Genomic DNA, 14,937 nt, shown 5'->3' on the forward strand with positions numbered 1-14,937 from the left:
TTTTCTTAGCGGAATAATATTAAAATTTGATTTTCACCCGTGCGCTTTATAACGAAAAATCCACTTTCGGATTTTGTTGCAATGCCATCGTTATTTGGACGACAATATCCATGCGTTTCGCAAGTGCCGTCATCGCGTACTAGCATTTGTCCAATTAATCCGACAGGAAGCCACTCGGCACGATCTTTTCTTGCTATATATTTGCAAGCTGGATCCCATTCTGTATTTAAAAGAGGTTGTATGTCTTGCGATTCCGTACATACATATTGACGTTTTCCAAAGCTATCTGTTTTGTAGCGTTTTTGCCAACTTAAAGCACCGCTATTTCCTATAAGGGCGGGGGTTGCGCTAGATATTCCTAAAATGAATGAATCGTTTGAAGTAGCGATCCGAATTTTTTCTTCGCTACTAAATGTAACGAAATAACCTACATCAATAAGATTATTGTCTGCTGTTTCAAACATTTGTGCAAAATCAGTGCCACTTGCATTGTAAGAAGCGCCATCAATATACATTTCCCCATTATGAGCAAGCCACTTTGCGCCAATATGATGGTCGGTTTCATTTGTACCGTTAGCAATAAACCAAGAATAAGATTCTTCTGCTGTGCCGAAGCGCCCCATAATATGGCTACCTGCAAAATGAGCCGTTGATGTATGATTACCTTCCGCATGAGAAGAGAATCCGTTAGCGATAGTCGCAGTTCCTTCTGCATGTGCTGCTTCTCCTAAAGCAATTGTATGTTTACCTTCCGCATGAGAATAAGATCCGCTTGCTGTCGTTTCACTTCCTTCACTATGGGAACTATGTCCAGTTGCTTTCGTTTTTGATCCTTCTGCATGAGAGAAAGAAGCTTTTGCGTGTGTAAGAAGCCCTTCTGCATGTGAAGCTGTACCCTCTGCATGAGAATGAAGCCCCTCTGCATATGCATACCGCCCACCTTTTTTTACTTTTGTATTTTCAGGTGTAGGGGTTTGAATTATGATTGTTTTTTCCGTTTGTATATCATTGGATGGTGCTAATGCTTCTTTTATTTTCTTCACTTGATTGATAATAGCAGCTGGAATTTCTACTTCTGCTTTTTTATTTATTGCTACAGGTATATTTTCTTCTATATTTTTCTCTGTTTGCTCAGAGGGCACAATCTGTTCATTATGAGTAGAGAGAGGTTTATTTTTTTGCTGCATCTTAGTTTTTCTATTATCAATTATGCGGCTCATTACAGCATTTTCTAAAGAGACATATTTTGGTCTGGCTTTGTTTTTTGGGGATGCCTCTTGTCCTTCCAGTTCTTCTAAAGCTGCAGCTCGGATGCTGCACCAGTTGTTAATTCCGTACATGGGCAGATAAAAAGGCGGGCATTTTCTTTTTTGTTTAGAAGATTTTTTCTTCATTCCGTCACCTCCTGCGACAGTATATGCCGTGTAATTAAAAAAAGATGCACTTTATTGCATCTTTTTTTAATTACTTTACCTAGTTTTTATAGGAGAGCGGCCTAAATGATATGGAAATCCCTCGTAAGTTATGAAATTGGGCGAAACTTCTCAGGGACAAAAGGTAGGGAGGAAGGGACGGAAACAGTCTCCATTTCGGGATAACGTAATCCAGTTAAACTCCCGCCAAATACAGCACCAGTGTCAATATTAATTGTATGATTTACAAAGCGAGGTTCTTTTACAGGTGTATGTCCATATATAATCCAAGCTTTTCCTTTATATTCCTTAGCCCAGTCGCGACGGACAGGGGAGCCGTCAGCATGTTTTTCTCCTGTAATATCGCCATATAATACAAAGGTTTGTACTTTTTTATCTTGTCTTCCTATGTAATCTTGCCGAATTCCGGCGTGACATACAATTAACCTTTTTTCATCGAGTACGTGATATAAAGGGGATTGTTCATAAAGTGTGATGAATTTTTCTTTTATAATATTTTGTTTATGAGAAGGCAGTGCTTCATATTCGGCAACAGTTGTTTCGAGCCCGTGAGCGATTGATACGTTACGCCCAAGGAAAAAGCGGTATAGTTTATTACAGTGATTTCCCGGAGCATAATAAGCTACTTTTTTATTTATGACAAGTTCCCATACAATTTCAATCATACGTAATGAATGAGGACCGCGATCTGTAATATCACCAACAAATGCAAGCTTACGTTGATCAGGGTGAATCGGCAGGTCGCGATTCCACTTATATCCGAGTTTCGTCGTTAAATCTTGAAACTCTTGGAAGCATCCATGAATATCCCCTATAATGTCATATTTCATATTTAAACCTCCATCACATTTTCCATTAGTATATCTAAAAAAGGATAGAGATAAAAATATACCGTTTTTTACTTTATTTAAACATAAAGATTTTCGTCCTTGAACGAACGTTTAAAACAAATCCAATCGCTATCATGTATGTGAGTAAGGAACTTCCTCCGTAGCTCATAAGGGGGAGTGTGATTCCTGTAATCGGGAGTAACCCGATGGTCATGCCGATATTTTGAAATACTTGAAAAGTAAACATTCCGATTGTACCAGCGCAGATGTAACTACCAAAAGGATCATTACTTTCTAAAGCGATATGAATCATGCGGAAAATAAGTAGGAAAAAAAGTGCAATAATGACACTTGCGCCTAAAAAGCCGAATTGTTCAGCGACATTAGTGAAAATAAAATCTGTATGTGGTTCTGGAAAGTACACTTGTCCATTTTCCCAACCTTTTCCTTGCATTTCTCCTGATCCAGTAGCTAAGAAAGCTTGTCTTAATTGATAGCCTTGCGCATCATATTTGTATGGAGCTAGCCAGCCGTAAAAGCGATTTAGTTGATATTCTTGTAAAATGTGTGCTTTAAAGAATTTTGTATGAGTAAAAAAAATATAAGTTAATGTAACGCCAGCTGCAGAAATGCCAGAAACTAATCCGAAAATAAAACGCCAACGTATACCAGAAACTAATATCATTGCTGCGAGCATAGCTGAAATTACCATCGTGTTTCCTAAATCAGGTTCCTTTGCAATAAGTAGCAGGGGTGGTAAACTTGTTGCACATATTTTTCCAAGTAATAAAAAATCGTCGTGTATTGTTCGAAAAAAATATTTCTCATTGTGATTTGCTATAATTCGTCCGGTGACGAGAATTAAAAACAATTTCATAATTTCAGAAGGCTGGAAATTTCCGATGCCTGGGAGCCTGTACCAAGCGGTAGCCCCTTTAATTGTAACGGCACCTGGTACTTGAAGTTCTAGTCCAATGAGTAGTACCAGTGCAAAGCTATATAAATACCAAGCAATTTTTTGATAACGATCGAAATCAATAATCATAATGACACCAATGGCTATAAATCCAATGAAGTACCATTGAATTTGCTTTAATACAAAATTTACGCTTTGCAAAAATGGTGGTAAAGAAGCTTGTGCACTTGCAATTGCAAAGCAACTAACAGTCCCAATGGCAAATAAGATGAATAGTAATACGTAGTCTATTTGATATTGAGAATTTGGATCTTTCAATGTATGTATTCCTTTCTATCGCCTAGTAAGTATATGAATCATGTCATGATAAAAATAATATACAAGCAGACTATGCATACCATACATTTATTCCACTATTTGTGGGAAGTCATACATCACGAGGAAGGAATAGCTCCTCCCTTGTGATGGACTATATTGCATGGAGCTCTTTTGTAATGATATTTAAACAATAGGAAAGACGTGCATGTGTATTTATATCTGGAATGAGGTTTGGAAATAAATCGTAAAATTTGACCGCATTTTTATACCATCCGTAAGCTCTTATCAAACCTTTTTTATAATGTTTAGTGTTTTGTAAGAAACCATACTTTTTCGAGGTTAAAACAAGCTGAGAAAAATCTTCACAGCCCTCAAGGAATTTGTGACGTACTTGCTGTCCAGTATGAAGGCGGAATGAACTTAAGGGCTCAGTGATATACATTGCATCACCTTTTGAAAGTAAACTTATCCAAGAGGCCATATCAACACTACAACCATATTTTCTGCCATTTAAAGTGCCGAAAGGTTCCGTTAATAGGCTCTTTCTAAAGAGTACGATTGTAGGCTCACCGATAATATTTTGTCCTGCCATAAGCATACGGTTTCCAAAATCTTTCCCATTTAGTAGTGTATCTTCATCATATAATTTTTTCATGGAGGGATGTTGTTCGATTATATCTCCATTATCATTAATCCAAGTGCGATAGGATGTGATAAGTGCGAGATTTTTATTTAAGTCTTGTTGGAAATGAAACATCATTTTTTCAATTTTATTATTATAAAATATATCATCGTCCATTAAGAAATTTATGTATTCTCCACTTGACCGCTCTAAGAGCATAAGGGCGTTATTAAATTGCCCTAGAGTAGAGCTATTTCGAATGTACGTTATATGTTTATGCTTATGTAAATAATGTCTGTATATTAGTTTTTCTGTTTCATTATTTGTACTATCGTCTCCTACAATAATTTCGATATTTGAATATGTTTGTGCTAATGCGCTTTCTAGAGCAAGCTTAAAATAATGTGGTCGATTATAGGTGGGAATAAGGATGGAAACGAGAGGCGGATTTTTTATATTATTCATATACAACTACCTTTCAGAAATTTTTTGTGTAAGAATAATATCTTGATAACTTGTATGTTCAGTTCTGCTACACCATGAACCGTAACGGGGGGGAGTCTGTACTTCTAGTCCATACTTATTTAATAGGGTACGAATATCTTCCTCAGGATAGGCAACTGCGAAATTGGGGATGTCTTTATTTAGAACATAACAATTGTCAATTTGATGATAAAAACCTAACGTACTTAGTCCTGCATTTAAGTAATAGGAAGATTCAGGATTAATTAAAAAGAAAGTAATAAAACATCTCCCATCTTTTTTCAAAACTCGTGAAATCTCACATACGTAATGTTCTAATTCTTTCGGAAGGAGATGGGTAAAGACAGACGTTAAAAAAATAAAATCAAATGATTCATCTTCATATGGAAACTTGTATTGGGAAGCATCTTCTTTTCCATCGGGATTGTAGAATTGATTATATATATCGACATGTTCAAAATGAAAATTGTTACGGCGTGTTGAAATGTTATTTTTGCACCATGTAATCCCCGCATTGAATAAGTCAAATCCATAATAAGTACCATCATCGCTTAAATAATTCATTAATGGAACTGCCATTCGGCCAATGCCGCAGCCTACATCTAATACTGTTTCATTTGATTTTAAGTTACCAATTTCAATAAAATATTGCATAAACTCTTTTCCAACTTCTTCAAAGTTACCACCTACATATTGAACGAGTTCCGGGGGTGGAATTAATGTGATTTTTTTCTCATTTTCGTTCATACATTCACTCCGTCCTTGTAGTAAAGTAGGGGATTTCTATTGTCCATTTATAGTGAGGGGAACTTTACACAATTGGTTCTTATGAATAAGTAGTGTAATAGAACCCCTCAAAAAATAAAATTATATTCTATTCTTTTCGCCAATAAATACCGAAATCATCAATTGTAGTAATAGGAGCTTTTAAGTTTCTTTCATTTCTGAAATCTGTTACAGCCTCGGCGCATGTTACTAATCCGTAGTCATCAATAATAATAAAGCCACCTGTTGTAACTTTGTCGTATAAGTTTACAAGACTATCCATCGTTGATTCATACATATCGCCATCAAGGCGGGCAATTGCAATTTTTTCTATCGGTGCTGAAGGCAAAGTATCTTTAAACCAACCCTTTAAAAATTTCACCTGATCATTTAATAAATCGTATTTTCTAAAGTTTTCTTGCACTGTTTCTAAAGAAACTCGTAAGTAATCGAATGTGTGCAAATAATCACCGTAATCTTTCGGGTATTGTTCTAAGTTAGGTGCTGGTAAACCTTCAAACGAATCAGCAACCCACACAGTGCGATCTGTAATGTTGTTTGCTTGTAAAAAACCATTCATAAAAATGCATGATCCTCCGCGCCATACACCGGTTTCAATAAAATCACCTTCTATATTTTCCTTTACAACAGTTTCCATCGCCTCATGCAATTGATTCATACGTTTTCGACCAACCATACTGTGTGCTGCTCTTGGCCAATCCTTGCCACCTTGACGCTCATTTTTTGAAACGTTAGGATCAACGATTTTTAAATTGTGATTTTCTACGTATTGCTTAAGAAATAAAGGAAGTGGAACTGTAACTGGTTCATATGATAGCTCTTTAGATATATGTAGCGAAGCAGGTAAGTATGGTTCGTATTCTAACCATATTTCAAATAAAATTGTTTTCTTTAATAACTCGAGATAAAGCTGGACAGCTGATTTATTTTCCATATAAGTGCCTCCTGCGGAATGTCATACAACATTATGACTATGTAGAAAAGAAAGATTTAATGATTGAATTTACAAATGAAAAAGCAGTAAAACTGATATCAGTCTTACTGCTAAGTACAAAATTAAGCGATTTTTTCAATAATAATGGATGCACTTGTACCAAGAGCTAGTGATAATCCAATTCCTGTAACAACTGCTTCAACGAGTGATGGTGTTGTAGTAATTTGTGTAATGGCTTGGATAACGATAGGAGCTCCAAGTGAAATTAAGCTTGTGCCTGCACCTGGTACTGGAATTCCATTAACTTGAATCCCAAGACTTCCTAATAAACTTACTGCCGCTGTATAAGCAATAACAGTAATTTTATAGAAACCAGTTTCACTAATTACGAAAGTATCGGCATCCATTTGAGAAATTGCCGTACCAAACTGAGATCCAACGGTATTAAATGGTACTGGATCATTAATCCCAAGAGCCAAAGAAACTGTAGCTGAGTTAAAGGCATACAATCCTGCTGGAAGTCCTAAGCCAGAAGGTCCAGTTGGCCCAGTTGGTCCAGTCGGCCCAGTTGGTCCAGTCGGCCCAGTTGGTCCAGTCGGTCCGGTAGCGCCAGTAGCGCCAGTCGGTCCAGTAGCACCAGTAGCACCAGTTGGCCCAGTCGGTCCAGTAGCACCAGTTAGCCCAGTCGGCCCAGTCGGTCCAGTCGGCCCAGTCGGTCCAGTCGGTCCAGTCGGTCCAGTCGGTCCAGTCAGTCCAGAAGGTCCAGTTGGTCCAGTTGGCCCAGTCGGCCCAGTCGGTCCAGTCGGTCCAGTCGGTCCAGTCGGTCCAGTTGGTCCAGTTGGTCCAGTCGGTCCAGTCGGTCCAGTTGGTCCAGAAGGTCCAGTTGGTACAGTTGGCCCAGTCGGCCCAGTTGGTCCAGTCGGTCCAGTCGGCCCGGTAGGAAGGGTAAACGGTGGTATTGGTGGTAATGTTGGTCCTACAAGATTAGGGTCAAATGCACTAGCTGATAAAGATTCATCGGGATTTAATCCATCTGAATAATTATTATTTGACATAAATTCACCTCCATAAAGCGTTCATTATATAGTAGATGCAAAACCGGAAGAAAATGACACGGACATTTGAATTATTGAAAAGAAATCTTAAACTGCTTGTGCAAGTTAAAAAAGTGGAAAGTTTATTGTATGTATAACATATGATTGATTTGGAAGAGGGTGATTATGTTGAACAAGCAAGGAATTACAATTAGTTTATGTATGATTGTTCGAGATGAGGAAGATACAATAGGTCGATGTTTAGACGCAGTAGAAAAAATCGTTGATGAAATTATTATAGTTGATACAGGTTCCATTGATCGAACGAAAGAAATTGTAGCTCAATATACCTCTAACATATATGACTTTCCATGGATTAATGATTTTGCGGCAGCTAGAAATTTTTCTTTTTCGAAAGCAACGCAAGAATATATATTATGGCTAGATGCTGATGATGTGTTATTAGAAGATGCTCAAGAGGCATTGAGGCTATTAAAAAGAGAGTTAGATCCTAATGTTGATGCTGTTTCGATGCCGTATCATCTTGTAATGGATTCTAATGGGAAACCTTTATATTGTACAAAAAGATATCGACTTGTAAAGCGTGAAAAAGAATTTCAATGGTTTGGAAAGGTGCATGAGTATTTAGCTATTTTTGGTGAGATTTTTAATAGTAATGTTGCGATTACACATAAAAAAGAAAAGAAAGTAACGAACCGTAATTTGAAAATTTTTCAAGATACTGTAGCAGCAGGAGAAGAATTAAGTTCAAGAGATTTGTTTTATTACGCGAATGAATCTATGGATAATCAAAAATATGATGATGCAGTGTTGCTATATGAAACATTTCTTAGTCAAGACGAAGGTTGGTATGAAGAGAAAATTTATGCATGTGGTAAATTAGGAGATTGCTATGCAAAGCTTGGAATGTGGGAGAAGGCAGTTGAATCTTGTGTAAAGTCATTTCGGTATGATGTTCCTAGAGGAGAGAATTGTACAAGAATAGGATATATATATATGGATCAACAAAAATATAATGAAGCAATTTTTTGGTTTAAACTTGCAACAGAAGTGACAATGGCAACAGACAGTCCTTTTCACAGTCCAGCTAGCTACACGTGGATTCCTTATTTACAAATGTGTATTTGTTATAGCAAGTTAGGCGAGCAAGATAAAGCTTATTATTACAATGAATTAGCAGCTTCTTATGTTCCAAATAATGCTGCAATTGAATATAACCGCAAATATTTTCGGAGTGTTTTTGATGAACAATATAAATCGTTATAGGTTGCGTTTTTTAGAAATGGCCTTATTACGATTCTAACTCTAATAGATTGGCTATATAGTAAAGTATCGCTGTACTGGTTACACGTATAGACTTCATATGAGGTTTATATTTCAAATTTAATTTGCATAAGGAGTGTGTAAAATGAATTCCCCAAAAAATTCTTTATATGAAGAAAAGTCCGGGCATTATTACAATGCAGTGAATCCGAATTTATTAAAGCATATAAAAAAGGAATGGAAAGAAGTTCTTGATATCGGTTGCTCGAGTGGTGCACTGGGAGCTGCCATAAAAGAAAATGGCACACGTGTATCAGGAATTGAGGCATTCCCAGAGGCGGCAGAACAAGCAAAAGAAAAACTAGATCATGTTGTTTTAGGTGATATAGAAACAATGGATATGCCGTATGAGGAAGAGCAATTTGATTGCGTTATATTTGGAGACGTATTAGAGCATTTATTTGATCCGTGGGCTGTAATAGAAAAGGTAAAACCATATATAAAGCAAAATGGTGTAATTTTGGCTAGTATACCGAACGTTTCACACATTTCAGTATTAGCTCCTTTACTTGCTGGAAATTGGACGTATACAGAATATGGTTTATTAGATAAAACACATATTCGCTTCTTTACATTTAATGAAATGCTACGAATGTTTTTAAAAGCAGGCTATTCAATTAGTAAAGTAGATCGTGTATATGTTGACCATAAAATGTATGAACCGCTTATTGAGGAATTATATGGAATTTGTAAAAAATATCGTCTTGGAAGTGGCTTCATGGCTGAGACGGTTGTATTTCAATACATTATTGAAGCAGAAAAATCACAATTATGAGTGCGGCAGATAAAACAATATTATTTGTTACGTGTATAAATGATCGGAAAATGTATGCACAATGTGCGCGACATATATTACAATTGCCAGTTCCTCCAGGATATACGATACAGTTTATGCCGATTCGAAATGCGAAAAGTATGACGAGCGGATATAATCAAGCAATTTCGCATCCAGCAAAATATAAAGTGTATATACATCAAGATGTTTTTATTGTAAATGTAGGATTTTTATATGGATTACTTCAATTGTTTCAGGAACATGAACATCTTGGAATGATTGGTATGGTTGGAGCCCAATATGTTCCTCCAAATGGAGTATGGAATGTAGGTAGAGGAGTTGTTGGAAAAGTCATTGGTTATATGAATGATTTATTTTATATGGCCAGTCAGGAAAAGCCGTATCATGACTCAAAAACATTTATGCCAGTTGAATGTATTGACGGATTATTAATGGCAACGCAATACGATATTCCGTGGCGGGAAGACTTGTTTGATGGATTTGACTATTATGATGTGTCTCAATCATTTGAATTTAGAAAAGCAGGCTATACAGTTGGGGTTCCTGTACAGCGTGATGCGTGGTGCATTCACTATCATATCGATGTGGATATGACCAACTATGAAAAGTATAGAAAAATATTTGTGGAGCACTATATGTCAGATGTAAATCAAGACGAATAGAGGGGCTACAAAATGAAAGATCATACAATATTAGTCGTTGTTTGTATAAATAATGAAGAGCTATTTGAACAATGCGAGAGACAAATAAGAAACCTTTTTGTTCCCCCTGGTTATGTTGTACAAATTTTTCCGATACGAGATGCGAAAAGTATGGCAAGTGCATATAACCGAGCGCTTTCTTATCCCGCGAAGTATAAGGTTTATATACATCAAGATACTTATCTTATTAATCGTGAGATGTTTTATACACTCATTTCTCTTTTTAAAGATAATGAAAAACTTGGTTTAATTGGAGTAGCTGGTGCTCAGTTTTTACCGAGCAACGGGATATGGTGGGAAGGGAAAAATTTAGTAGGGAAAGTGATTGAGTATAGAAGACAGAATTATCAATTATTAAATTTAGATCAGCTGTTTTATGGGAATCAATCATTTATTTCAGTTCAGGCAATTGATGGATTATTAATGGCCACACAGTATGATATTCCGTGGCGAGAAGACTTGTTTCAAGGGTTCCACTTTTATGATGTGTCGCAGTCTTTAGAGTTTCAAAAGGCTGGTTATTTAATTGGTATCCCTAATCAAGCAAATTTATGGTGTATTCACTACAACGGGGATGAGTTTGATGCGGATACATATGAGAAGTATCGGAAAGTGTTTGTAGAGCATTACAAAGATATACTATCTCCATCATAAGGGAGAGATGCAGGGTGAAAGGAATTATTTTAGCAGGTGGAACTGGATCGAGATTATATCCAATAACGAAAGTAACGAATAAGCATTTGCTTCCTGTTGGACGTTACCCAATGATTTATCATGCGGTATATAAGCTGAAACAATGCGATATTACAGATATTATGATTATTACAGGGAAAGAGCATATGGGAGATGTTGTTAGTTTCTTAGGAAGCGGTCAAGAATTTGGCGTGTCCTTCACGTATCGTGTGCAAGATAAGGCTGGCGGAATTGCACAAGCATTAGGGCTTTGTGAGGATTTCGTCGGGAACGATCGCATGGTAGTTATATTAGGGGATAATATCTTTTCAGATGACATTCGTCCGTACGTTGAAGAGTTTGCAAATCAAAAAGAAGGCGCGAAAGTACTGCTGCAATCTGTAGATGATCCGGAGAGATTTGGCGTAGCACACATTCAAAACAGAAAAATAATTGAAATTGAAGAAAAGCCGAAAGAGCCGAAAAGCTCCTATGCAGTTACAGGAATTTATTTGTATGATTCGAAAGTCTTTTCTTATATAAAAGAATTAAAACCTTCCGCAAGGGGAGAACTTGAAATTACAGATATCAATAATTGGTATTTAAAACGAGAGGTACTTACTTATAATGAAATGAGCGGTTGGTGGACTGATGCGGGAACTCATGTTTCTCTTCAAAGGGCGAATACGTTAGCACAGGATATAAACTTTGGTAAACAGTTTAACGGAGAATAGGTGAGAATATGAAAGTTGTAGAAACAAACTTTACCGACGCAAAATTGTTAGAACCGAGGTTATTTGGAGATGATCGTGGCTTTTTTACAGAAAGTTATAATAAGAAGGTGCTAGAAACATTAGGGGTTACGTATTCATTTGTACAGGATAATGTTTCTTATTCAGCAGAAGCCGGAACGATTCGAGGATTACACTTTCAAAAAAATCCGAAAGCACAAACGAAACTTATTCAAGTGATGCAAGGGGCAATCTATGACGTTATCGTTGATTTGCGAAAAGATTCACCAACGTTTAAACAGTGGAGAGGATATATTTTAAGCGCGGATAATCACCGGCAATTATTAGTGCCAAAAGGATTTGCACATGGTTTTTGTACACTTGTCCCGCATACGATTGTTATGTATAAAGTAGATGAGTATTATAGCGCCGAGCATGACTCAGGGTTACTTTGGGAAGATAAAGAATTAGCAATTCCATGGCCGGTAACAAGTCCTATTTTGTCTGATAAAGATCGAATGTTACCGTTACTTAAGGAATGTGAAGATAGCTTTTGAGTAGGAGAGTTGTTATATGAATATATTAGTAACAGGTGGGGCCGGATTTATTGGAAGTAATTTTGTTCATTACATGTTACAAAGCTATGAAACATATAGAATTATTAATTTCGATGCATTAACATATAGTGGGAATTTAAATAATGTAAAGTCTATTCAAAATCATCCGAATTACTCTTTTGTAAAAGGGGAAATTCAAAATGGAGAGCTGCTGGATCATGTTATTAAGGAGCGTGACGTACAAGTAATTGTCAATTTCGCAGCTGAATCACATGTGGACCGTAGCATTGAAAATCCGATTCCTTTTTATGATACAAATGTAATTGGGACAGTCACCTTATTAGAATTAGTAAAAAAATATCCACATATTAAACTCGTGCAGGTATCAACAGATGAGGTGTACGGCTCTTTAGGGAAAACAGGGCGATTTACCGAGGTAACCCCGTTAGCTCCAAATAGCCCATATTCTTCAAGTAAGGCGAGCGCCGACATGATAGCTTTATCTTATTATAAAACATATCAATTACCAGTTATAGTAACGCGTTGCTCCAATAACTATGGGCCGTATCAATATCCTGAAAAGTTAATTCCATTAATGGTTACGAATGCGCTAGAAGGAAAAAAGCTACCGTTATACGGCGATGGATTAAATGTAAGAGATTGGTTACATGTAACGGATCATTGTAGTGCGATTGACGTTATTTTGCATAAGGGGCGTATAGGTGAAGTATATAACATAGGTGGAAATAATGAAAAAACCAATATAGATGTTGTGGAACAAATCATGACTCTCTTAGGAAAAACAAAAAAAGATATTGCGTATGTTACAGATCGTTTAGGTCATGATCGTCGTTATGCAATTGATGCACAAAAGATGAAGAATGAGCTCGGGTGGGAACCGCAATATACGTTTGAACAGGGGTTGAAAGAAACAGTGGAATGGTATGAACATCATATAGAATGGTGGAAACCACTAAAGGAAAAGTAAGGGGTATATAAATGAAAGAACGGATTATCATAACAGGAGCAAATGGTCAATTGGGAAAGCAACTACAAGAAGAGTTAAATCCTGAAGAATATGACATATATCCATTTGATAAAAAGTTACTAGATATTACAAATATAGCGCAAGTGCAGCAAGTGGTACAAGAAATTAGGCCACATATCATTATTCATTGTGCAGCGTATACGAAAGTTGATCATGCTGAGAAAGAACAAGATCTTGCTTATGTAATAAATGCAATAGGAGCTCGAAATGTAGCGGTTGCTTCACAAATAGTAGGGGCGAAATTAGTTTATATTAGTACCGATTATGTATTTCAGGGCGACAGACCGGAGGGGTACGATGAATTTCATAATCCGGTGCCGATAAATATATACGGAGCTTCTAAGTATGCGGGAGAACAGTTTGTCAAAGAGTTACATAATAAATATTTTATCGTTCGTACATCGTGGCTATATGGTAAGTATGGAAATAATTTTGTGAAAACGATGATGCGATTAGGTAAAGAAAGAGAAGAAGTATCTGTTGTAGCAGATCAAATCGGTTCTCCTACTTATGTGGCGGATTTAAATGTAATGATTAATAAGCTCATTCATACTTCTTTATACGGTACGTATCATGTGTCAAATAGAGGTTCATGTTCTTGGTTTGAATTTGCAAAAAAAATATTTTTGGATGCAAATATGCAAGTGAATGTATTACCTGTTTCAACCGAAGAATTCGGATCAGCGGCAGCGAGACCGCAATATTCTATTTTCCAACATAACATGCTACGACTAAATGGTTTTTCACAAATGCCTTCTTGGGAAGAAGGATTAGAGCGTTTTTTTATAGAAACAAAAAGTCATTAACAAAATTTAAGTTAATGACTTTTTTGTTTGCCTTTAAGAGGTTTTATGGTACTATAATTATAGTATCAGGTACTAATAACAAGTATAAGTAATTCTGGGAGGATATATCATGGAACTATTACAAGGGAAAACATTTGTTGTTATGGGCGTTGCGAACCAAAGAAGTATTGCGTGGGGAATTGCTCGCTCTTTGCATAATGCAGGTGCAAAATTAATATTCACATATGCAGGAGAACGTTTAGAGAGAAACGTTCGTGAATTAGCGGACACATTAGAAGGTCAAGAATCACTTGTACTACCTTGTGATGTAACAAATGATGAAGAACTTACAGCTTGCTTTGAAACAATCAAGCAAGAGGTTGGTACAATTCACGGCGTTGCACACTGTATTGCTTTTGCAAATCGTGATGATTTAAAAGGTGAATTTGTAGATACTTCTCGCGATGGATTTTTACTTGCACAAAATATTAGTGCATTCTCTTTAACAGCTGTAGCAAGAGAAGCGAAGAAAGTAATGACAGAAGGCGGAAATATTTTAACGTTAACATACCTTGGCGGCGAGCGCGTTGTGAAAAACTATAACGTTATGGGTGTTGCGAAAGCTTCATTAGAAGCGAGCGTGAAATATTTAGCTAACGATTTAGGCCAACACGGCATTCGCGTTAACGCTATTTCTGCAGGACCAATTCGTACGTTATCTGCAAAAGGTGTAGGCGACTTTAACTCAATCTTAAGAGAAATTGAGGAGCGCGCACCACTTCGTCGTACAACAACTCCAGAAGAAGTAGGGGATACAGCAGTATTCTTATTCAGTGATTTGGCACGCGGCGTAACAGGAGAAAACATTCACGTTGATTCAGGATATCATATCCTAGGATAAATATAATGGTAATTTTTAAAGGACAATCTCTATATGTTGAGATTGT

Annotated in this window: 16 protein-coding genes; 9 read left to right on the forward strand and 7 right to left on the reverse strand. The window is 36.7% G+C overall.

What is annotated here, in order from left to right:
- Positions 1 to 5: 5 nt before the first annotated feature.
- The 7 genes from ACXVYO_RS03970 to ACXVYO_RS04000 all read right to left on the reverse strand — a co-directional run bounded on the left by ACXVYO_RS03970 (position 6) and on the right by ACXVYO_RS04000 (position 7,377).
- The gene (locus ACXVYO_RS03970; RefSeq protein WP_458466089.1) at positions 6 to 1,394 is read right to left on the reverse strand and encodes a peptidase G2 autoproteolytic cleavage domain-containing protein; all 1,389 of its coding nucleotides are present in this window, start codon (positions 1,392 to 1,394) and stop codon (positions 6 to 8) included.
- A 128-nt stretch (positions 1,395 to 1,522) separates the two neighbouring features.
- Positions 1,523 to 2,263: a bis(5'-nucleosyl)-tetraphosphatase PrpE gene (gene prpE / locus ACXVYO_RS03975; RefSeq protein ID WP_458466090.1), complete on the reverse strand. Its 741-nt coding sequence runs from the start codon at positions 2,261 to 2,263 to the stop codon at positions 1,523 to 1,525.
- Positions 2,264 to 2,336: 73 nt separating this feature from the next.
- Positions 2,337 to 3,497, reverse strand: a complete 1,161-nt coding sequence (locus tag ACXVYO_RS03980) for an FtsW/RodA/SpoVE family cell cycle protein (RefSeq protein WP_458466091.1) — start codon at positions 3,495 to 3,497, stop codon at positions 2,337 to 2,339.
- A 151-nt stretch (positions 3,498 to 3,648) separates the two neighbouring features.
- The gene (locus tag ACXVYO_RS03985) at positions 3,649 to 4,584 is read right to left on the reverse strand and encodes a glycosyltransferase family 2 protein (RefSeq protein ID WP_458466092.1); all 936 of its coding nucleotides are present in this window, start codon (positions 4,582 to 4,584) and stop codon (positions 3,649 to 3,651) included.
- A 6-nt stretch (positions 4,585 to 4,590) separates the two neighbouring features.
- Positions 4,591 to 5,349, reverse strand: coding sequence for a class I SAM-dependent methyltransferase (locus tag ACXVYO_RS03990; RefSeq protein ID WP_458466093.1), 759 nt, complete (start codon positions 5,347 to 5,349; stop codon positions 4,591 to 4,593).
- Between the two features lie 127 nt (positions 5,350 to 5,476).
- On the reverse strand, positions 5,477 to 6,322 hold the full coding sequence (locus ACXVYO_RS03995) for a TylF/MycF family methyltransferase (protein ID WP_458466094.1): 846 nt from the start codon (positions 6,320 to 6,322) through the stop codon (positions 5,477 to 5,479).
- A 122-nt stretch (positions 6,323 to 6,444) separates the two neighbouring features.
- Positions 6,445 to 7,377 carry a BclA C-terminal domain-containing protein gene (locus tag ACXVYO_RS04000; RefSeq protein ID WP_458466095.1) on the reverse strand — a complete coding sequence of 311 codons (933 nt, stop codon included), beginning with the start codon at positions 7,375 to 7,377 and terminating at the stop codon, positions 6,445 to 6,447.
- Between the two features lie 165 nt (positions 7,378 to 7,542).
- Here ACXVYO_RS04000 and ACXVYO_RS04005 point away from each other — a divergent pair, with 165 nt between their 5' ends.
- From ACXVYO_RS04005 to fabI, 9 genes are all read left to right on the forward strand, one after another.
- A complete protein-coding gene (locus tag ACXVYO_RS04005) occupies positions 7,543 to 8,643 on the forward strand; it encodes a glycosyltransferase (protein WP_458466097.1) in 1,101 nt (366 codons plus the stop codon).
- Positions 8,644 to 8,785: 142 nt separating this feature from the next.
- On the forward strand, positions 8,786 to 9,475 hold the full coding sequence (locus tag ACXVYO_RS04010; protein ID WP_001087864.1) for a class I SAM-dependent methyltransferase: 690 nt from the start codon (positions 8,786 to 8,788) through the stop codon (positions 9,473 to 9,475).
- Positions 9,472 to 10,158: a glycosyltransferase family protein gene (locus ACXVYO_RS04015; protein WP_458466098.1), complete on the forward strand. Its 687-nt coding sequence runs from the start codon at positions 9,472 to 9,474 to the stop codon at positions 10,156 to 10,158. The genes ACXVYO_RS04010 and ACXVYO_RS04015 overlap by 4 nt, the downstream gene beginning before the upstream one ends.
- Before the next feature lie 12 nt (positions 10,159 to 10,170).
- Positions 10,171 to 10,851 carry a glycosyltransferase family protein gene (locus ACXVYO_RS04020; protein ID WP_458466099.1) on the forward strand — a complete coding sequence of 227 codons (681 nt, stop codon included), beginning with the start codon at positions 10,171 to 10,173 and terminating at the stop codon, positions 10,849 to 10,851.
- A 14-nt stretch (positions 10,852 to 10,865) separates the two neighbouring features.
- A complete protein-coding gene (locus ACXVYO_RS04025) occupies positions 10,866 to 11,603 on the forward strand; it encodes a sugar phosphate nucleotidyltransferase (RefSeq protein WP_458466100.1) in 738 nt (245 codons plus the stop codon).
- An 8-nt stretch (positions 11,604 to 11,611) separates the two neighbouring features.
- Positions 11,612 to 12,157 (forward strand): dTDP-4-dehydrorhamnose 3,5-epimerase, encoded by a 546-nt coding sequence (gene rfbC, locus ACXVYO_RS04030; protein ID WP_458466101.1) that lies wholly within the window; start codon positions 11,612 to 11,614, stop codon positions 12,155 to 12,157.
- A gap of 16 nt (positions 12,158 to 12,173) precedes the next feature.
- Positions 12,174 to 13,145 (forward strand): dTDP-glucose 4,6-dehydratase, encoded by a 972-nt coding sequence (gene rfbB / locus ACXVYO_RS04035; protein ID WP_458466102.1) that lies wholly within the window; start codon positions 12,174 to 12,176, stop codon positions 13,143 to 13,145.
- 11 nt (positions 13,146 to 13,156) lie between these two features.
- A complete protein-coding gene (gene rfbD, locus ACXVYO_RS04040; protein WP_458466103.1) occupies positions 13,157 to 14,011 on the forward strand; it encodes a dTDP-4-dehydrorhamnose reductase in 855 nt (284 codons plus the stop codon).
- Between the two features lie 109 nt (positions 14,012 to 14,120).
- Positions 14,121 to 14,891, forward strand: coding sequence for an enoyl-ACP reductase FabI (gene fabI, locus ACXVYO_RS04045; protein ID WP_000421885.1), 771 nt, complete (start codon positions 14,121 to 14,123; stop codon positions 14,889 to 14,891).
- The last annotated feature ends 46 nt before the right edge of the window (positions 14,892 to 14,937 follow it).

The sequence above is a fragment of the Bacillus sp. BC08 genome, assembly GCF_054326875.1.